The organism is Streptococcus sp. 2154 (assembly GCF_013277255.1).
GTDB classification, from domain to species: domain Bacteria; phylum Bacillota; class Bacilli; order Lactobacillales; family Streptococcaceae; genus Streptococcus; species Streptococcus pseudopneumoniae.
In genome coordinates this window covers 1-20079 of sequence record NZ_VMMK01000026.1, presented here as the reverse complement: position 1 = coordinate 20079, position 20079 = coordinate 1, and the positions used below count along the sequence as shown (strand labels likewise).

15 protein-coding genes and 3 pseudogenes are annotated in these 20079 nt (G+C 37.0%); 10 read left to right on the top strand and 8 right to left on the bottom strand.

Going from position 1 to position 20079, the window contains the following annotated elements:
* Nucleotides 1–3 precede the first annotated feature (3 nt).
* Entirely contained in the window at nucleotides 4–2034 is a 2031-nt protein-coding gene (locus HT693_RS04405) for a BglG family transcription antiterminator (RefSeq protein WP_000460929.1), read from the bottom strand.
* Nucleotides 2035–2208: 174 nt separating this feature from the next.
* Here HT693_RS04405 and HT693_RS04400 point away from each other — a divergent pair.
* The 5 genes and pseudogenes from HT693_RS04400 to HT693_RS04380 form a co-directional block, all read left to right on the top strand.
* Nucleotides 2209–2364: pseudogene (locus HT693_RS04400) on the top strand (hypothetical protein); the annotation flags it as partial.
* 25 nt (nucleotides 2365–2389) lie between these two features.
* The gene (locus tag HT693_RS04395) at nucleotides 2390–2566 is read left to right on the top strand and encodes a PTS ascorbate transporter subunit IIC (RefSeq protein WP_033607100.1); all 177 of its coding nucleotides are present in this window, start codon (nucleotides 2390–2392) and stop codon (nucleotides 2564–2566) included.
* Between the two features lie 147 nt (nucleotides 2567–2713).
* Nucleotides 2714–2896, top strand: a complete 183-nt coding sequence (rpmF, locus tag HT693_RS04390; protein ID WP_000290417.1) for a 50S ribosomal protein L32 — start codon at nucleotides 2714–2716, stop codon at nucleotides 2894–2896.
* A 15-nt stretch (nucleotides 2897–2911) separates the two neighbouring features.
* Complete coding sequence (gene rpmG / locus HT693_RS04385) at nucleotides 2912–3061, top strand: 50S ribosomal protein L33 (protein WP_001265622.1); 150 nt, start codon at nucleotides 2912–2914, stop codon at nucleotides 3059–3061.
* 522 nt (nucleotides 3062–3583) lie between these two features.
* Complete coding sequence (locus HT693_RS04380; protein WP_001066336.1) at nucleotides 3584–4705, top strand: Fic family protein; 1122 nt, start codon at nucleotides 3584–3586, stop codon at nucleotides 4703–4705.
* A gap of 345 nt (nucleotides 4706–5050) precedes the next feature.
* Here the strand turns inward: HT693_RS04380 and HT693_RS04375 are convergent, their stop codons facing one another.
* The 3 genes from HT693_RS04375 to HT693_RS04365 form a co-directional block, all read right to left on the bottom strand.
* Nucleotides 5051–6652 (bottom strand): type I restriction-modification system subunit M, encoded by a 1602-nt coding sequence (locus tag HT693_RS04375; RefSeq protein ID WP_023935412.1) that lies wholly within the window; start codon nucleotides 6650–6652, stop codon nucleotides 5051–5053.
* A 284-nt stretch (nucleotides 6653–6936) separates the two neighbouring features.
* Complete coding sequence (locus HT693_RS04370) at nucleotides 6937–8124, bottom strand: restriction endonuclease subunit S (protein WP_023935414.1); 1188 nt, start codon at nucleotides 8122–8124, stop codon at nucleotides 6937–6939.
* Nucleotides 8121–9197: an AbiH family protein gene (locus HT693_RS04365; RefSeq protein ID WP_023935416.1), complete on the bottom strand. Its 1077-nt coding sequence runs from the start codon at nucleotides 9195–9197 to the stop codon at nucleotides 8121–8123. The genes HT693_RS04370 and HT693_RS04365 overlap by 4 nt, the downstream gene beginning before the upstream one ends.
* A gap of 260 nt (nucleotides 9198–9457) precedes the next feature.
* On the opposite strand from HT693_RS04365, the gene HT693_RS04360 reads away from it, so the two are divergent.
* Nucleotides 9458–10699, top strand: a complete 1242-nt coding sequence (locus HT693_RS04360) for a Fic family protein (RefSeq protein WP_023935418.1) — start codon at nucleotides 9458–9460, stop codon at nucleotides 10697–10699.
* A gap of 153 nt (nucleotides 10700–10852) precedes the next feature.
* Here the strand turns inward: HT693_RS04360 and HT693_RS04355 are convergent, their stop codons facing one another.
* Nucleotides 10853–14221, bottom strand: coding sequence for a type I restriction endonuclease subunit R (locus tag HT693_RS04355; protein ID WP_240152720.1), 3369 nt, complete (start codon nucleotides 14219–14221; stop codon nucleotides 10853–10855).
* Between the two features lie 405 nt (nucleotides 14222–14626).
* Here HT693_RS04355 and HT693_RS04350 point away from each other — a divergent pair, with 405 nt between their 5' ends.
* Genes HT693_RS04350 through HT693_RS04345 form a run of 3 tightly spaced genes read left to right on the top strand, consistent with a single transcriptional unit; the run spans nucleotide 14627 to nucleotide 16463 of the window.
* Entirely contained in the window at nucleotides 14627–15175 is a 549-nt protein-coding gene (locus HT693_RS04350; RefSeq protein ID WP_000335401.1) for an ImmA/IrrE family metallo-endopeptidase, read from the top strand.
* Nucleotides 15176–15185: 10 nt separating this feature from the next.
* Nucleotides 15186–15473, top strand: a complete 288-nt coding sequence (locus tag HT693_RS11895) for a hypothetical protein (RefSeq protein ID WP_240152719.1) — start codon at nucleotides 15186–15188, stop codon at nucleotides 15471–15473.
* A gap of 24 nt (nucleotides 15474–15497) precedes the next feature.
* A complete protein-coding gene (locus HT693_RS04345; RefSeq protein WP_240152718.1) occupies nucleotides 15498–16463 on the top strand; it encodes an FRG domain-containing protein in 966 nt (321 codons plus the stop codon).
* 115 nt (nucleotides 16464–16578) lie between these two features.
* On the opposite strand, the gene HT693_RS04340 is transcribed toward HT693_RS04345, so the two are convergent.
* From HT693_RS04340 to HT693_RS04330, 3 genes and pseudogenes are all read right to left on the bottom strand, one after another.
* Nucleotides 16579–17826 (bottom strand): toxic anion resistance protein, encoded by a 1248-nt coding sequence (locus HT693_RS04340; protein WP_000134328.1) that lies wholly within the window; start codon nucleotides 17824–17826, stop codon nucleotides 16579–16581.
* Between the two features lie 21 nt (nucleotides 17827–17847).
* Complete coding sequence (locus HT693_RS04335) at nucleotides 17848–18654, bottom strand: hypothetical protein (protein WP_172924935.1); 807 nt, start codon at nucleotides 18652–18654, stop codon at nucleotides 17848–17850.
* A 664-nt stretch (nucleotides 18655–19318) separates the two neighbouring features.
* Nucleotides 19319–19732, bottom strand: a pseudogene (locus tag HT693_RS04330) (IS3 family transposase); the annotation flags it as partial.
* A 38-nt stretch (nucleotides 19733–19770) separates the two neighbouring features.
* Here HT693_RS04330 and HT693_RS04325 point away from each other — a divergent pair.
* Nucleotides 19771–20079 (top strand): annotated as a pseudogene (locus HT693_RS04325) (IS630 family transposase); the annotation flags it as partial.

Sequence of the window (20079 nt, the reverse complement as noted above, 5' to 3'; positions counted from 1 at the left end):
TATCTAATCCTCCTGTTTAATTATCATTTTAATGTCATCATAGTTTTTTGATGATATTAAAGTTTGAACATGATTTTTATCTCTTAAAATTGTTGTTAAATGTGACAAAGCCTTTAAATGACTCTCATTATCAATGGCTGCAATACAAATCAACAATCTTACCTCTTGTTCTGGATTATCCAATAAATAAATCGGTTCTTCCAAAACTAACATTGACATTCCTATTTCATTCACACCTTCATCTGGCCGAGCGTGAGGAATTGCTACTCCCTTCCCTAAATTAATAAAAGGCCCAAACTCTTCTACTTTTTGAATCATTGCCTCAGGGTAGTTCTCAGTTATCTTATCTTGATCCAAAAGCGGTTTAGCTGCTAAACGAATCGCCTCCTTCCATCCTAATTTTTGCGAACTAACCTGATAGGTTTCTTTGGTAATAAGTTGTTCTAGCACTGGTACAATTTCCTTTCGATCATTTTTTTGATAAAGATAATTCTTTAACGCCAATCTTAATTCCAATTCTTGTGTAATAATTCCATATTTTTTGACAATATTCAGGATTTGTTCAATCTCAAAATCCCCATACTCTAAATTCGGAAAATCTTTTAACACTAGTTCTACTAGTTGTATTGCTTGCTCTTCAGTCATCATAACCGAAACTAGATAATTTGGCTTTTCTGTCTCCACCTTTATGGTAGAAAAAACCATATCATAGTCACTACTAGCTTTCACCTGTAAATCATCAATCTTTAAGGTTCCTATAAACTCAATTTGAGGAAATAATGCTAATAGATTCTCTTTTAACATCAATGAAGAACTAACACCATTAGGACAAATGATTGCTGCTTTATACCATTTTTGAGGCAAAGTATCTGCTTTCTTTAAATAACCTCCGAAATGGATAACAAAATATGCTGTTTCACTATCAGGTATGGGATTGTCAATAGCGTCCATCAAGGGCATCAAAGAATCTTTGACTAATTCAAATAAATCAGGATAATGTTCTTTAACATGCAATACATATTCATTTGAACTAGGTAGGCCGAACTTTAATCTATAGTAAGCCGGTATAAGGTGGCGGCGAAGATTTTCTCTCAATCCTTCCCTTTGTTTAAAATGTAACAAAGAAATATCTTCCATTCTACTTATAATAGCCTCTGTTAATTGATTAAAGTAAACCGGAGCAACATCTACTTCACCTTCAAAGCAACTTGATAATAAAACGGTGATATAGCGATAATCATCCTCAGAAAACACCGTATCTATAATTCCCAAATCAACCACTGTATCCAATAAAATAGTGGTTATATCTTGAATAACAGGAGATACTAATGTCTCTGAAAGACATACTCTTTCAACATCCCTTTGATACCTACACAGAATGAATACTAAACCGAAAAGGTAAACTTTTAATTGATTAACAATAGGTACTAGCTGTAGCTTCTCATAATAATCTTTAACTACCTGATTTATCAAATCATAAGTTAATGAATACCCCCAACTGGATAAAACATAATCCAAACCCCAAATCCCTATGGAGGATTCCAGCAACTCACTAACCATTTGAAAAGCTAAGCGGTGCTTATTCCACTCTGAACCGTGTAAAGTATAACCTTTTGCTCTACTGTACCCTAGCTCCAAATCATTATCTAACATAATCTTTCTTAATGATTGAATATCAGATAAGGTTGTATTCTTACTTACTTTCAAAAAGTCTTGGTAATGATTATTCGATATAAAATCTAATCGGCAAAAAGTGTAAAGATAGATTAAAGCTAAGCGAGTCGACTTTGGTAAAACCAATTCATCCGACTTAATAATATCTGTCAAAGACTGCTTCGTACGATTTGATAAACTATAGCGACCTTGTTTTTTATCCAGCACTATCCCTTTATTAGCTAGATAAGGCACTAAATAATCTATTCCTTCTTTGACTTCCTTTATAGGTAAGCTCACCTTAACAGATAATTCATATAATGATAGCTCACAATGATCCATCAAAGTCATCAAAATAACTAGTGCTCTATAATCAAACATTTCTCTTCCTTTCTAACTACAATTATAGTGTAAAAGTTATAAGAATAAAAGAGTATTTGAGCACAATATAATCTCACCTTTTAAAAGAAATTATTGGGCTGAAAGTTTTTAGTGATTATTTTCAACTTTCTATTGACTTTTAAAAACAAAGTGATATCATTTAGATATCAAATAATGGGAATGGTTGAAACGACACTGGAACGGCTCAATGAAGGGGAATTGGTAGAGATTGACGAAGAACGAAAAGCTGCCATGGTTTCAAATCTCCTTGTCGTTCTTTGTGGCAATCATGATGCACAACCAATTGTCAACACGGGAAGTCTTTACTAAAGATGGTTGAAGCTAAAAAAAGCAGATCCCCCTTCGACTCTCAACAAAGTTATACGCTGCACTCACATCATGGGCAGAAGATGACTTTCGTTCAGTCAATGGGCAAATCGAATATCTCCTCACAGAATGTGTCAAACAACGGAAGAAAGACGGAAAATACGTATCAGAAACCATTGACGAACCATTTGAGATTGATATTTAACACCTTCTCCTGTCTGCCGTGCCGAATAGGAGAATTTTTTCATCTTTTTTTGTCAAGTAACTTTACTTTACAAAAAAGTTTTGATATACTATTAAAGTTGATGAAAATCAAACCTAACTGAATTATATCTTAAAAGGAGAAATTAAAATGGCAGTACCTGCACGTCGCACTTCAAAAGCGAAGAAAAACAAACGTCGTACACACTACAAAGTAACAGCTCCATCTGTAAACTTTGACGAAACTACTGGAGATTACTCACGTTCTCACCGTGTATCACTTAAAGGATACTACAAAGGACGTAAAATCGCTAAAGCTGCATCAGCTGAATAATAGAAGGGAGATACCATGCGCGTAAATATTACACTTGAACACAAAGAATCTGGTGAACGCTTGTACCTTACTTCTAAAAACAAACGTAACACTCCAGACCGTCTTCAATTGAAGAAATACTCACCAAAACTTCGCAAACACGTTGTGTTTACAGAAGTGAAGTAAGCATTCAATACGAATCAATACAGAAGAAAAACGCTGATTCAAGCGTTTTTTCTTTTTGTTAATTTCAGTACATTGCAATGAGAATCATTCGAATGACTACATTATTGATAATATTTGTTAAGCCATCAAAAGTAATTAACATTTCATAACGAGTAATCCTATTTAAACTCGTCTCGCTATCTATTTTTTCTTATCTCTGTGTTATAATGAAATAAAACAAACATTTATATTCCGTTTTTAGCATCTCATTAAAATTGTTCAACATTAATCCTTTCAATCTATACTTAATGAAGATACACACTTTTAATCAAACTTAAACTCTAAAAATATTTACATTACTATTTTAAAAAATATCATAAAATCAAAGATTTAAATTGACAATCCAGTTTACTTTTTTACTTGATTTTCATATACTTGTCAATATACCTTAGAAATATAATTCAAGTACAGGTTATAGTCACTCACTACATTGGCTTTCTATAATAAAAATATTGAGAAAAAATTTTAATAGGAATTATAAACATGAATAATACATTTAAAAACATACCTAAACCCTATTTACCAGAAAAACTTCCATTTGACTATACTTCAATATATACAGATCCACAAATAATTAGATTAGTTTCTAAAGCAGGTATAGCTATTGGAACCTATGAAGGATTTTTAGCATCTATTATCAATCCAATGCTACTAATTTCACCATTGCTCAGCCAAGAAGCCGTCCTTTCCTCAAAACTTGAAGGTACTCATGCAACTCTAGAAGACCTACTAAATTACGAAGCAGGTAATAAGGTTGATATAGAACGTGATGAACTACATGAAATTATTAATTATCGAAAAGCACTTTTTTATGCTCTCGAAAATATTACTACAATTAATGACAATAACTCTAGAGGGTTACCATTATCTAATAGAATAATAAAAGAGATGCATAAAATTCTATTGGATAACGTTAGAGGAAGCAGCAAGAATCCAGGAAATTTTAAAAGAACTCAAAATTACATTGGAAGTAGAGCAACTATCTCTTACACACCAGTTCCGCCAGAACAAACTACGGAGTATATGTCCAATTTAGAACAATATATGCATCATGATGATTTAGACTTATTAGTTCAATCAGCTATTGTACATGCTCAATTTGAAATGATTCATCCATTCGAAGATGGTAATGGTCGAATAGGAAGATTGTTAATCCCACTGTTTCTTTACTACCAAGAATTGCTATCTTATCCTACATTTTACATGAGTTCATATTTTGAAAGTGATCGATCACTATATATCTCTCATTTATCAAACATCTCTAAAAATAATAACTGGAAAGATTGGTTTAAATACTATTTGGAAGGAGTAATTTTCTCAGCAGAAGAGAGTACAAAAAAGGCACAGGATATCTTAAATCTTTATAATAAGATGAAAGAAGAAATAATACCAAAATTGAATTCTGTCTCTGGTATTCAACTTCTTGATTTCATTTTCTCTTCTCCAATTTTTAAAGCAAAACAAGTCAGCAAACACCTCAGTATCTCTGAACGTACTGTATATACATTATTAAATAAATTAATTGATGAAGAATTTCTTTCAACAGACTCTGCTCAAAGAAATCGTACTTACTTTTGTCCACACCTGCTAAGAATAGTTCAATAATTTTATATTGAAGCTCATCTTCGTTTTGCTTCACTTCTACTTTCTTTCGTGAAGTAAAAACGGGATTTGCTTCATTAAAGAAAGATTAGGTGAAGCAAATCCCGTTTTTACTTCACGAAAATAATACACACTTTACTTATTTTGTTTTAGAAAAATAACATCACTTCTCAAAAAGTTAGTCATTATCTTTATGTTAAGGATTAAATTCTGTATTTGATAGGACTGAATCCTTTTAGTTTAGTTCTAATTCGATTTTTACTTAAATAATCAATAACAAAAATGACAATAGATTTTCTACTGTCATTTTATTTTTCTAAATTTTTAGCAGAGTATTCTCACAAGTCTCTAAATCTCTTTCAACTTTTCGAGATAGGCGGTTAATTCTGCTTGGGCTTCTGGTGTTGTGCCTACTAGTTGGCTGCGCATGTGTGCGAGTCTGGCTTCTACCTCTCCAATCTCTTTATCAATCTCTGCGAGCTGGTCTGCGAGGTCGGCTAGAGGAACAACGGGTTCTTCCTCAAAGGTATCGACATAGCGTGGAATGTTGAGGTTATAGTCATTTTCGACAATTTCTTCAAAGCTGGCTAGATGAGCAAACTTCTCGACATTCTCGCGTTTTTGATAGGTCTCCAAAATCTTGGCAATATGGTCTTCGGTCATATTGTTTTGATTTTTCCCTTTTTCAAACTCTTTTGAAGCATCGATAAAGAAGACATCCTTATTGGTGCGATTCTTTTTAAGGATAATAATGGTTGTCGGAATAGAGGTATTGTAGAAGATATTTGCTGGCAAGCCGATAACTGTATCAATAGCGCCTTCTTCTAGCAGGTGCTGGCGAATCTTCTGCTCGGCTGCTCCTCGGAAAAGGACTCCGTGGGGAAGGACAATGGCCATGACCCCATTATGCTTGAGGTGGTAAAAGCCGTGAAGAAGGAAGGCAAAATCTGCTTTTGACTTAGGTGCAAGAACTCCATAACTTGAAAAGCGAGGATCTTGCAGGAAGCCACTATCTGCTGACCACTTCAGTGAATAGGGTGGGTTCATCAAAACCCCATCAAAGTCTGTTGGCTCGGTAGTCGGCCAATCTTCATCTAGGGTATCGTGGTTACTGAGGTGATAGTTCTCAATCGCGACCCCATGAAGCATCATATTCATGCGAGCAAGGTTGAAGGTCGAAGTAATCAACTCCTGACCGTAGTAAGAAATCGTCGAAGCTTCCTTACTATAGCGCTTGGCATTGAGCAAGAGAGATCCAGAACCCATGGTCGGGTCGTAAACTGACATCCCCTTTTGATGCTCCCGCCCTGCAAAGACAATCTGGGTCATGAGGTGAGAGACTGCTTGAGGTGTATAGAACTCTCCAGCCTTTTTCCCAGAATCACTGGCAAACTGGCCAATCAAGTACTCATAAGCATCACCCAAGATATCACCAGCATGACCAGACACATTGAGGTCGTTGAGCTGTTTCATAACCTCAGAGATGGTCTTGTTTTGCTTTTGTGGGGTGTTTCCTAGCTTTTTCGCATAGAGGTCGATATCTTCGAAGAGATTTTCAAATTTTTCATTGGCCTGCTCGATATCACGGAAACTTTGGGCTAGGGATTCTAGTTGGAAGGTTCCTTCATGGATAGACTGAACCAGCTTGGTGAAGGTTAGAGAAGGCTCAATCACATAGCCCAACTCGTCATTTAAGACCTCGATGAGGTCTTCACGGACATCTGCATCCGCAAAGTTTTCCTCGTAGAGAAGCTGGGCTTGCTGGAAGGACTCAAAGGGCTCGTCCAAATTATCGCAGACGGATTGGAGGATGTTGTCGGATAGATATTTGTAGAAAATCAAGCCCAAGAGGTAGGACTTATATTCATTGGCTTCCATCTGGCCACGCAGGATATCTGCCGCATTCCAGAGGGATTGGTAGAGTTCTCTTGATAAATCTGTTTGTGACATAGGGTCTCCTATCAATTTCTACTTTCATTCGTTTGGTGTAGCTTTTTATGGTCTCGGTATCGTATGGAATTGAACACGACCTAAAAGCTGGGTAAAAAGATAAACTGTCTAGTCTTCATCGAAGACTGTCCCAGTTTCCTATTTTTATTAGGCTTTTGACGGTCTTTGTATCTTATATAATTGAACACGACCTAAAAGCTGGGTAAAAAAGATAAACTGTCTGGTTTTCATCGAAGACTGCGCCAGTTCCCTATTTTTACTGGGCTTTTGACGGTCTTTGTATCTTATATAAACATTTTTCTGAGTAGGGTTTGTTTGCTTTCTTTGAGCTGGTTAACTTTTTCCTCTTGCTTGGCAATGGCCTTGTCTAGGTCTTGGAAGAAAGAACCGATGACTTCTTGTTCAGGGAGAGTGGGTACCATAGTCTTAATATTTGAAAAGTCACTTTTATTAATAATTTGCATTGTTCCTGCACCTGCTACACTGAGCATGTATCTTGACCAAATTTCAGATTGTGTTAATAAAAAATACGATGAATATTTTTCACTAGGCGTCAATGAATTAATTTGTTGATTAAAAGCCGAATCAGTTCTAACTAATGTATTTTTCCCAATACTCGCAATACATGTTACCAATATTGAACCAGACTTAGCAATTCTAGCTTTGGATTTACCTACTTCTGATAATTGTTTTGAGGTCGTTTGAAGCACCAATGAATTAATATCAGTAGGTGTGACCCATGGAAATCCATTTTTTTCGTAATTATCTTCTTCATTAGTAGGCGGAGTATTACCCGTTTGAATTTCACCAATTCCCCCCAACTTCACTTCCTTCCACTCATCTTCAAATCCTGCGAAGCGAAGGGCTGGTTTGGTTTGTCCTTTGGCTGAGAAGAGGAGCTTGAGGTAAGTTTTCTTCTGCTCTTTGAGCACCTCTAACTTACGCTGTTGAAGGCTAATAAGCTGGTCAATATCTTGGAAGAAAGAACCAATGGCAGTTTGCTCGGAGAGGGAGGGGAGGGAAATATCTGTCTCTAAAATATTCTTATTGTATAATCTTTTTATTGTAGTTCCTTCAATTCCTGACCAAGATACAATCTTATAAAAAGCTTTAAGAAACTTGTTGTTAATTTTACCATGGTGATTCAACCAAACAATATTTGAATCTTGGTAGTAAGCTTCATCTCCATCGTACTCAACAACGCGGCCAATACTTCCTGAAGCAGATAACAGTAAATCTCCTCTTTGAGGATAAGCAAATTTTGTTTTATATTCTTCAAATTTTTCTCTAGTTATATAAGTATCAGCTTCCCCTCCAAAAGTACCAATTTTGAAAAAAGGAATTTCAAACTCCGCAGAAGTTTCCTCTTTGAAAATCCTCCTACACATTTCAACTGACCCAAGATTTCCCAACTTCTTCTCTTCCCAAACTTCAGTATACCCCGTAAAGCGATAACTTGGTTTTTTTGTCATATTACTCCTCCAACTATTTCATCTTTATTTGTATCTATAAATTGCAATTGATAAGCTTTACGAGCCCCCCATGCCTTAAGTGTTTTCTTAATAGTATATTCATTCTGCTTATCGAACTGGTCTACATAAATGCTCACATCCGGTGTCTGTTTAAAAATTTCTTTAAAGTACGGAGCATCCACTCCATCCTCATCCCGAATACCAAAACCAATGAAGTAGATTTCTTTGATAGAGCTTAAACTTTTGAAAAACTGTATATTATTAGTTAATATACTATCAACTGGTTTCTTTAACTTATTAACAACTTCTTCCATATATGCTCCTACATCTAGAGGATTGAAATCACTTACTTCATCATCAAAACCATGTCCAAAAATAAATTTTTCCCCACCAATAACTCCATGTAAATGAAAAACTTGCTCTTCAGGAATTCTATATAAATCCTCTAACGTTTTTGTATAATTGAAATTTAGAAATGTTGCATCAGAGTTTTTCAAAACTGTAGCTTTTAACAATTTATAACACGAATTTTCACCATTTCTAAGAATTCTATCAGTCCATTCAAAATATGTTTCTTCTATCCACAATTTAAATAATTTATTTAAAGAATATAATACATATTTAGCTAGAGTTTCTCCTATTTCATTAGCATTACTAGCCATTATACTGCCATCCAAATCTCTAGCGTTATATATACAATCTGTATTAACAATAGACACTTCATTAAAATCTGCTAATTTCTCTTCAAAATCAGACCAAAATTTCTCAGTTTCCGTAATTTGACTCATTAGCTGATACAGTAACTTATACAAAATTACATCATCTGGATATAGATCTCCTCCATCTGGTGCCATTTCCATTTCAGGTATGGTATCATCATCAATTTCTTCTAGCAATATTTCTTTATCAATTCTATTTAGATATAATTTTATGGCATTTTCACTTTGCAACGACTCTAACAGTTCATCTTTTCCATAAGCCTGCTGATAAACAAACTTCTTGAAATATAGATAATTCGTCTTCAAATCATGCGCCATATCAAAACCATTTCCGATAATAAATAATTTCTCCACTCTATCCCCCCTTTCTATTACTCCATTTTCTTATTTCTACACTTTAGGTTTTCTCTTTTTGATTTCTATTCTTCAATTTTACCTATTTTTACACTTTAGGATTGCCATCTATCATTTCTATTGTTCAATTTTGGCCATTTTTTCACTTTAGATAGGAAACTATGCTATTCTATTCTTCAATTTTGCCTATTTTGAAACAATAGATAGGCTTATTTTGTGATATAATGTTAAAAAACGTTGAAATGCGAGGATGACTACATATGAACTATAGAGAACTTAGAAAAATCTACTACAGTCATCGTGACCAGTATGAGGAAGAGTATCAACTACGCTTACAAGGATACAGTTCCATTAGAACATCTCTTTATCCTCATTTAATGCAACGCGATACTGTCAAAACAAGTCAATACCCTTTATTTGTAACCCTACATCTAGGGATTTCCCAACTGATGGAAACTATTTCACAGCAGTCTCAACGAATTAGTGAAATAGCTGATACCCTCCCTAAGATTGCCCACGATCAGTTTTATAAAGAACAGCTCTACCAATCGATTATTTCCACAAATGAAATCGAAGGTATCCATACAACTCGTAAAGAGTTGGTCGATGTGGAGAAACTCCTAGAGGAAGACCCCTATAAGACCGAACAAATCAAACATCTTTCCACCTTGCGAATGTACCAACAAATCCTTAAGGATGAATTTCTCCAAATCCAATCTCTTGAAGATATCAGAGGGATTTATGACCAATTAACACAAGGAGAAATCTCGCCAGAGGATGAACTCGATGGAGAGTTTTTTAGACAGAAATCGGTCTTTATCCAAGACGACAAGACTGGCAAAGTCATCTATATCCCACCTCAAAAGGAGGAACAGATTCAGGTCATGCTGACAGAGTGGATTCGTTTTATAAACGACCATTCTATCCCAAACCTTGTCAAGGCTTGTGCTGGACACTATTTTTTTGAAAATATACATCCCTTCTATGACGGTAACGGTCGGACAGGACGCTATATCCTTGCCAAGTACTTGTCTAGAAAACTCGATAAATTTTCAGGGTTAGTTTTGTCCCAACAAATCAATCACCATAAGCAAGACTATTATAAGGCTTTTAGGAATACTGGCGATCATCTCAACCGTGCCGATGCTACCTTCTTCGTTGAAACCTTGTTGACTTTTATCAAGGAAGGACAGGAAAATATTATCCAAACCCTCCTTGAAAAACAAGAGCAACTGAATCGCTATAAAGTTAAGATAGAGCAGACAGAAGGGCTGGAGGAAGTCGAGAAATACATCTTGTTTCTACTCGCTCAGTCCAAGCTCTTTGTTGATGATAAGAGAGATGGTATAGAAGATAGAAGCATCATCCAACTGGCCAATCAGTCCAACCATCATTACTCTAAGAAAAAGGTCAAGGATGCTTTCTTGCATCTTGAAGATAGGGGAATTTTGACCCTAATTGGTCGAAAACCTTCCCAACATTATCTTTCTGACTATTTTTAATACTCAATGAAAATCAAAGAGCAAACTAGGAAACTAGCTGCAGGCTGCTCAAAACACTGTTTTGAGGTTGCAGATAAGACTGACGAAGTCAGTCACATATATACGGCAAGGCGACGTTGACGTGGTTTGAAGAGATTTTCGAAGAGTATAAACCTATCTCCCTCTTAGCGGTAAGATATCCTCTGAAATCATGCGCATATAGTCCTCTTTGAGGGCTTTTTTGTATTTGAGTTTTGGTAGTGCCTTGTCTCCGTGGGCTTCCTTATAGGCCAGATAGTCCTGAGATTCCGTAATGGCTTTTTCACCATTTTGCTTGTCTCGTCCGATGCGGTAGTTGTCCACTACGAACTGGAGTTCATCCTCTCCTATCTGCCAATAATCTGCCGTTTCACGAATCTTTTTCTGGGTTGTTAGCTCAATCATCTCATCCAACTTATGGGTCACAGACTGCCCCTGATAGCTCTTAGCATCTGCTTGGACATTCTGCCAGAGTTTGGAGATGAGGCTGGATAACTTGGGATTGGATTTGTTCAAATCTTCGATATAGTTATCTACCAGACCCTTTTCCTTTTTACCGATAAGGTTTTCCCGATTTTCGATCAAGGCTTGGATGAGAGAGAGGATATAGTGATAGTTTATCTCGTCGGTGCGGATGGATTCGAGCTCATACTCGATATCCAGCAGCACACCTTCATCTTCTTGGTCTTCTTTTCTGCGTCTGCGGAGTTCTTCGATGACATTTTGATATTGGCCGGCAAAGTTCTCGATGTCTTCTAGGCTAAGTCCAATCTCTCTGAGGATGACTTTCTCATCATAGTCAGAATAGACTTGTATAGAAGATAGGAGCTTGTCAAATTCTTGGAAGGCCTTGGCAAAGCGTTTTAATTCTGCATCTGTCGCTGTATCCAAATCCGGCACCTGCTCTGGACTTGGAGCGATGGCTAATAGTTGATGAACCTTCTCCAGAAACTTGGCCTTCTCCTCCTGCCATTCTGGGGCTAAAACACTGCTTTCGCCACCATTTGAGTAGAGGCTCAGAGCTTCATCCACCTTTTCTTTAAAACGGTCAGGCGTTTGGAAAGTAACGATTTGGCCGAATTTCTTGCCTTCATCAAAGAGGCGATTGGTTCGTGAAAAGGCCTGAATGATGTGCTGGGGTTTCATGGGCTGACGGTCCATGAATAGGGTCGATAGGCAAGGGGCATCAAAGCCTGTCAACAAGCGGTCCACAACGATAACCAAGTCCAACTGTTCCTCACGGAAGGCAAAGCGTTCTTTCTTACGGGCCAGACGGTCGTTGAGGTCACTATTGTAGGATGCAATGGTTGCTAGGCTAAAATGGGTACCAAACATGGCATTGTAGTCTTCTAAACTCTCCTCCATATAGGCTTGGTTGACATAGGAGTTTGCTTCATTTTCTGTCACAGAGTAAGTAATGGCAACCTTAGGGAAGTCTGGCAAAACCTTTTTAACATTTTCCGAAATGCTTAGAGACTTCTCTCCATTTTTGACTTGCTTAATCAGGTTATAATAGGCCTGCGCACGGACAATGCTTTTGACAGTCAAAATGGCTTCATAGGTTTTTCCTACCCCATTTTGGAAACCGAGTTTGCGTCTTGAGCGATTGAGAATAGCATCTAAAACGGCAAGCATATGTCCTTCGTCATCATAACGCTCCTCGTCAATCTCATCTTCTGCCCAACCAGGCATGGTCGTCTGATACTCCACATTAAAACCAAGAACCGCCTTGTCATGGATGGCTTCTTTGACGGTATATTGGTGGAGGCAGTCACCGTACTGCTCTTCGGTCGTCTGAGCAAGGTCTCCTTTTTGTTCACGTTTATTTTCTGTAAAGATAGGAGTTCCTGTAAACCCATACCAGAGAGAATTTGTAAAGAAGTGCTCTAGGTGGCGCTGGCGTTCAGGAGTCACTGCGCGATGGCATTCATCAACAACAAAGCCTAGTTTGAGTTGTTTGATACGATTGTAGACCTTTTGGTGACGGCCTTCATCAAACTGACGAATCATAGCATTGATTTTCTGGATGGTCGTCACAACGACACGGCGGTCATCAGAAGCTAGATTTTTAACCAATTCCTGTGTATCATCGGTCTCGTCGATATCGATCATATCGTTCTCTGCGTAAGATTGAAAAGAACTAGTCGTCTGCTGGTCAAGGTCTGTCCTATCAATCACAAAGATTGTCTTCTCAATAGATGGTATCTGAAGCAGATTGCGCGAAACCTTATAGGAGGTCAGGGTCTTTCCTGAACCGGTCGTATGCCAAATATAGCCTGACTGGCGCTTGCGACTGGCTTCACGGATAGCCTCAATGGCATGTACCTGATAGGGGCGTAATAAAATCAAGGCCTTCTTGTCATCATCAATGACAGAATACTGCATGACCATCTCGTGGGCTCTCGGTATCGACAAGACAGACTCTGCAAAGTCAAATAGTTGAGGTTGAGGTCTATTTTCACTATCCACCCACTTGGTCAAGAAGCGCTCATTTAGCTTGTTGGCTTTGGCAGCTGCGATGTAGCGGGTGTCTGTGACATTAGAGACGATAAACATCTGAAGACTTGAAAAAATGCCTCTGAACTGTCCTTCTTGGTCGTATTTTTTAATCTGACGGAAGGCATCCATGTAAGGATGAGAACGGCTTTTTAGTTCAATCTGAATCATAGGCAGACCATTGATCAGCAAAGTCACATCCCCACGACGCTGGCGAATCCCTTCTCCGCCTGTGATGACTTGATTGACAACCTCATAGCTGGATTTGCCACCAGCGACATTGTTTCTCCACAAGACTTCCAAGCGAATGGTGCCTAAACTAGCATCTTCACGTTGAACCTGCACCTTGGCAATGCCATTTTCCCCTGCTATCCACTTGGCTGCTTCGTAGAAGTTGACGAAATTGAGCTGGTTTTTAATTTGATTTTTCTCTGAATTTGTAAGGGGATGGTCTTGCAAAATGCGGACATTATTGGCTTCCAGCTTGGCAAAAAAGTTTCCCCATAGGAGGTCTTCTGTATTTAACTCAGGTCGATACACCCATTGACTTTCTCCCTTTGTCAACCGGTTGATCAAATCTCGCTCGATAGCCAATTCCTGTTTGGTTTTGGCTTTACCTGCTACAGGGATAGCAGTCTCATCTTTGGGAGAGAGTCTCTGGCTGATATGGAAATCCTGCAAGGCGGCTTGATTGAGATATTGCAATTTTTTGAGAAGATCTTGCTCTGTCCCTTTAATGGCTTGATAGCCTTCCGTCAATTCTTTATCTGCATCTAGGTAGTGATGTGGGTTCTTCTTTATTTGGATATAACCCTGCACCAAATCTTCTAAACGTCTCAGCTGAATAGCAAGCTGGTTCTGGAGTTCCTGAGAATTGCTTCCAGATGCTTCTTTCTGGTTGATAGCTTCTAGGTATTCTACGATGGCAGTATAACTAGGCTGCAACTCAGGTGCTGAAACGATGAGTTCTTGTTCTAATTCTTTTGATAACGTGTAAGCCATGTTCATACCCCATTTCTACAACGCAAAAAGCCTACCAAAAACATTGGTAGGTTTTGAAAATGGGTATGAAAACGCGAGTTTATATATATATATACAAGCTAGTTATTTGCTTAAATCTGAAAACCATAGGGACTCTTCCTTTTCATTCATCCAAGGCGTTGATAAGATCGAAAAACAACGCCTTTACTTCCTTCTATTGTATCATAAAAGACTAGTAGTGAAAAGGTTTCCCATGGTTTTATCTCTTATTTCAGAGTAAAGGTAGTTTCTTTCTTAAATTTTCAATCTATCTATAGACTAAAAGATCTTTTTAGTTTAGAATAGTAATATAAACTATTTTTGTATCATGATAACTTAGAATAATTCATAATTTTTTAATAAAAATAAAAAATATAAATAGGAGAATTTATAATGTGTAAAGTCTATAAATATAGCGAACTATACTCAACAGATTTTATGTCTTATTTTGACAATAAAAAAGAAGTAATATCAGACATTGAACTTCAATCAGATGAATATAGTATAGATATTGATAAAATTATTGCTGAATTAGGAATTGAGGTTATAGAAACATACTTCGATTCGCATTCTGGAAAATATGATGCTGACACTAAAAAAATGTATGTTAATATTTTGGAACCGCTACAGCGTCAACGATTTACTAAGTCTCATGAATTAGGCCATTTTGTGTTAAAACATGAAGGAATTTCTGAACGTGAACAAACACCAGTAGCGAATGCTAAAGAAAGAGCTGCTAACCAGTTTGCAGCAGAACTACTAATGCCGCAAAAGTTAATCATAAAAGCAATCGATAGAATGGCAATAGATTATTCTATGACCTGGGAGGAATTAGATACTTTAAATGATGAAATTATTATTACTTATCTTGCTGAAAAATTAAATGTGTCCAATCCGGCTATGAAATATAGACTTATTAATTTGGGTGTATTGTCCATTTAAGGAGAATTTTATGTTACTTAGGGATAAATTCTATGAAAATTTAGGGACCTATTATTCATCCCCTGAAGAAATAAAAAATCAACTGAATTCAAAAATCTTTAATGATTTTAAAATAGTAATAAATATAATTGGAATAAACCAACCTCAGGAAGATTTAACACCAATTTACAAAATTCAAAATCTAGAACTCTCATCAACAAATAAAAACTCTAAATTGCAAGATGAAATCGATGATATCAATAAATATTTATTAAGTGCAGGTACGGGATTAGGATATAAAGATGAAAAAAATTCATGAAGTTTATTTTACTTAATAAAAGAAATGATTACATCGTTTCAAAGACAAGGCTATAATTACTATAGGGGACAAAGAGAGGATTGGGAAACAGTACCAGGGATATTTAGAAATTTACAAAATAGTGAAGGAAATAAATACTGTAACACTTTTGAATCTCTTTATCTAAATATCTCTAGAGAATTTCCTGATGAAGTTAAATATGTCCCTTTAAATCAAGAAATGTTAGATATCCGAGCTGATGAATTAGCTATCTTACAACATTATGGTTTGCCAACAAGTCTACTAGATATTTCCGAAAATCCATTCATAGCCATGTTGTTTATGTTAGGTTTTGGGAAAATAAAAAATCCTCAGTTAGAGTTCTATAAAATTGACTCCAGCAATGATAGTGAGAATGGAATAATTTCTTTAGTTCATAAGAAAATTACAAATAAGAGAATACGGGCACAAAAAGGTGCTTTTATAAATTTTGATAAACTTATTAAATTTATAAATTTTAAAAAAAATGAAATAGAATTAGAAAATTATAAACCTATCGATAGAATTATTCTAAATATCAAATTTAATATAGAGGCCTCTATTAAGTCTTTAAAAAATCAGCAAAGCTCTAATCATACTAAGCCAGAAGATGATCTATCTTCTAAAAATTTAGACGGAGTAATTAAATTTTTAGAAGGAAAGTCTGTCAAATCAGGTTCTGATAAAAATAATCAAGAGGAAAGAATTTCTGGCGACTACTATGAATTAATTCAAAGAGAACTTTTACGAAAGTTAAAAGAGTACAATTATGAAACAAATGCCTTATTTCCAGATTTTTCAGACTATTTGATTTATAAATCTAAAGAATTCGAATTAAAAGATGATAAAAAATCTAATAGAGCGGTACTTAATGAATTAAAAAAAAATTCAAATAACCTGCCTTATCATAAAAGCAAAAAGAATAGAAAAGGTAAATATAGAATCACAAGAGTCTGGAGAAAAAGTCTTTGAAATCAAAAAAACGCATAATATCAAGAATTATACAACCTTGATATTATGTGTTTTATTGTAGAAAGATTTACTTCATTTTCTCCTGAAATTGAGTTTTTCCCAGCATCCTTGTGTATTATTCTTGTACTTCTTTCTGAGCAGCCTTGCCTTGGTCGAGAAGGGCTTGGACGATTTTCTCATCGCGTAGTTTGACAGAATCGTTGATCATTTCTGCGGACTTGACGATGGTTGTTTCTAGTTGGGCACGTTTCTGGCGTCCCAATTCAATAGCTGCGACGATACCTTGGTTTTGAGCGACCAGACTTTCAGCCAATTTGGTAACAGACTCAACAGCGACTGTCGGGCTTTGGGCAATTCTTTCCATCTGCGGAATCACTTCCTTGCTGGTCTCAGCTAGCATCTGAAGGGCAGCATTATTGGCATTGACAATGGCATCTGCCACGACACCTGATTTCATGGATTGTTGCAAAATACCCAGTTGGGCAATGGAAAGTTTCATTGTCGGAATCGTATTACGACGAAGCATTCCCAATTTTTGGCGCATATCAGATGACACCTTCACAAGATTGCGCATCTGAGGTGTTGTTGCCCAGGCAACATAGAGACGGCTGACATACTCAGTGTGCTGTTGTTCTAGGGTATTGACCACTTCTGCCATGCGGGCCAATTCTTGTGATTTGGTCTGGTATTCTACCGTACTTGTATCGAGTTGATCAGCTTGAGCTTTCAGTTCGGCAGCGCGTTTGCCAGCTTCTGTCTGGCTGGCTTCGATAAAGGAAATCACTCCCACTAGATTTTCAATGGATTTGGTATTGTCCTCAATCAACATCTCAGCAGAGACGATATTTCGAGCTAAGACATCTTCTTGCTTGACCACTGCGGCAGCCATACCATCGAGCTTTTGCTCCACTGTTTTTGAGTCAAAGTAAAATTCCTGTAGGGTATTCTTGCTCTTGTTAAACAATCGTTGCAAAAAGTTTGGCTTTTCTTCTAACTCAGCAATTTCAGCGTTCTTGTATTTGACTACAAAGCCTTGCAACTCACGGTTGGTATTCTTGAGAAGATCATCCACTTGGGGAATCTGCAGTTTCTTTTGTTCTGACAAGATACGGTTGACCGTATTGTTCACACCTTCTACAGCAGATTGTCCAAAATCCAAAAGAGCATTTTGATTGGTGACAAACTGGTCTACCAACTGGGGCACGTGCGCCTTGATCCCTTCTTGTTGCTCAGGGCTCAGCTTCTCAAGGAAGGTCAAGGTCTTGTCTGAGCCAGTATTGGTCTCGATGATTTGGGTTGTCTTATCCACCTTAGCTACCGTATTATTGGCAATCTGGTCAATATCAAAATTAAATTCTGTCATGGTTACTCCTTTGTTTCTAACCTATTCTTTACGATCTTTTTCTAGGATACGCAAACTAATATCAAAATCACGCATATCTGTTTCATTGAGTTCTCTCAACACCTGGTCCAGCTCAAGGTCAAATTGTTCGATAGCTGATTTAGCTTGCTGTAAACGTTCTTCTGCTCGATTATAGTTTTTAGGATTGGCCTTAATCTTTAAATAGCCTTCTAAAATCGTTTTGAATTTCTCCATCTTCAAACTATGAATGGCCGTCAATTCTTCCTTATCCCCCTCGGCAGAGGTGGCAATCTTGTCTAAAATAGCCTGATGGTCAACGGCAATATTATCCAAGGTCTGAGACAATTCTGGAGCTAGTTCCTCTGGCTCCGCATTTTCAAGTTCTACCTGACTTTCTCTATCCAAACGTTCTAGCTGAACATCGATGTTTGCCCTTACTGTACGAACCTTTTTGTCAATACGGTTGTAGATATCAGCATCGATATAGGACTTGAGACGATCCGCCTCCTGATGGATTTCCCTCAGTTCGATCAATACTTGATTGGCCAGACTCTTATAGGAATCTGAACCTTTTTCTACTAAAGTTCCCTCCAATTGCTGAATATCCTTGTCCGCCTGACGAATACGAGCTTTTAAAAGCTCAATCCGATCGTCGAGAGAACGATCCTGCAAAAGAGGATAGCGCCAACGTTTATAGAGACGATAACCACCATAGCCTAGCAGGACACAAGCCGCAAGTGGGAGAGCATATTGAACCAAAAGGCCCAGTAAGAACAAGAAGCCCCAAAAATAGAGACAGCCTTTGCAAAAACCATTACCTGATTTCATAAACATTCCTTATTTTCAATTTATAAATCTATTTTAGCACAAAAGAGCAAAATGAGGGCGGAAATCCCCTAGAAAAGAGTTGATTTCTTTGCTGTAGAATGGAGGCTAGTAGAGCGTGGGCTAATTTCAGTAAAGCGGACTCAAACCACAGGCTTCAGTGTTATAAGATTGCGAAATGACCTCTGAGGACATATCAAAACAAAAGCTTGAAATATCGGAGGGGTTGTGTTAGAATTAGAGCATAAAGGGAAAATAATGCTTCTAGCATATATAACTAAAAAGCCCCACCGTGCCACCGATGGGGTTTTTTGCTACCCTCTTAAAGGGTTAACTATTACTTCTTACGTTTCTTAAGACATAACTTGAAAAGTTCAGATAACACGTTAATAAGTAACGGAGCTAGAAACACTGTGAGTAAAGTTTCTAGCATATGTAACACCTCCCTTCCTTAAATTGAGGGGGCCAAAATATAGTAGATTGAAACTAGAATAGTACATCTGGATTTCTAAAATATTACTAGAAATTGATTTGATTGTCCTGATTGATTTGTCCTATTTTTATTTTATTTCACTATATTATATCATCAAGATCACGTAATTCCCAAACAAAAACGCCTTTATGTGTATGTACTGATATACTGACCCCAAAAAGTTAGACAATTAATTTAAGCAAAGGATTTAGTTCTGTATTGCACAGGGCTAAGTCCTTTTAGTTTTACCTTAATTCGTTTATTGTTGCAGTAATCAATATAGTCTACAATAGCTTGTTCCAATTGATTAAGCGATTGAAACGACTTCTCATAACCGTAAAACATTTCCGATTTCAGAATCCCAAAGAAGGACTCCATCATACCATTGTCTGGGCTGTTACCCTTACGTGACATAGATGGTTAGATTCCCTTATTCTTTAAAAAATGACGATAGAAATCGTGTTGGTATTGCCATCCTTGGTCACTATGGAGAATTGTATTTTCGTAATGGTTCTCTGTAAAGGCTTGTTCTAGCATAGCTTTCATTTGTACTAAGTTCGGCAAATAGGAGATAATTTCACTGTTAAAGCCATCTAAAACTGGTGATATAGTTGCTTAGTTTCAAACAAGCATGTTATAATAAAGCTATGGCATATAGTACAGATTTTAAACAGCGAGCATTAGATTACATCAAAGAGGGGAACAGCCATGTCGAGGCAGCCAAGGTTTTTGATGTCGGCGTCAGAACTCTCTTCACGTGGGAAAAGAACTTACGTGAACAAGGACACTTAGAGAGGAAAAAGCGAGTCGTCAAAAACCGAAAGATTCCTTTAGAGGAATTGAAATCCTTTGTAGAGGCTCATCCAGATGCTTTTTTACGGGAAATTGCGGCACATTTTGATTGTGCTGTCCCTTCAGTATGGGCAGCTTTAAAGCAGATGAAGGTCACTTCAAAA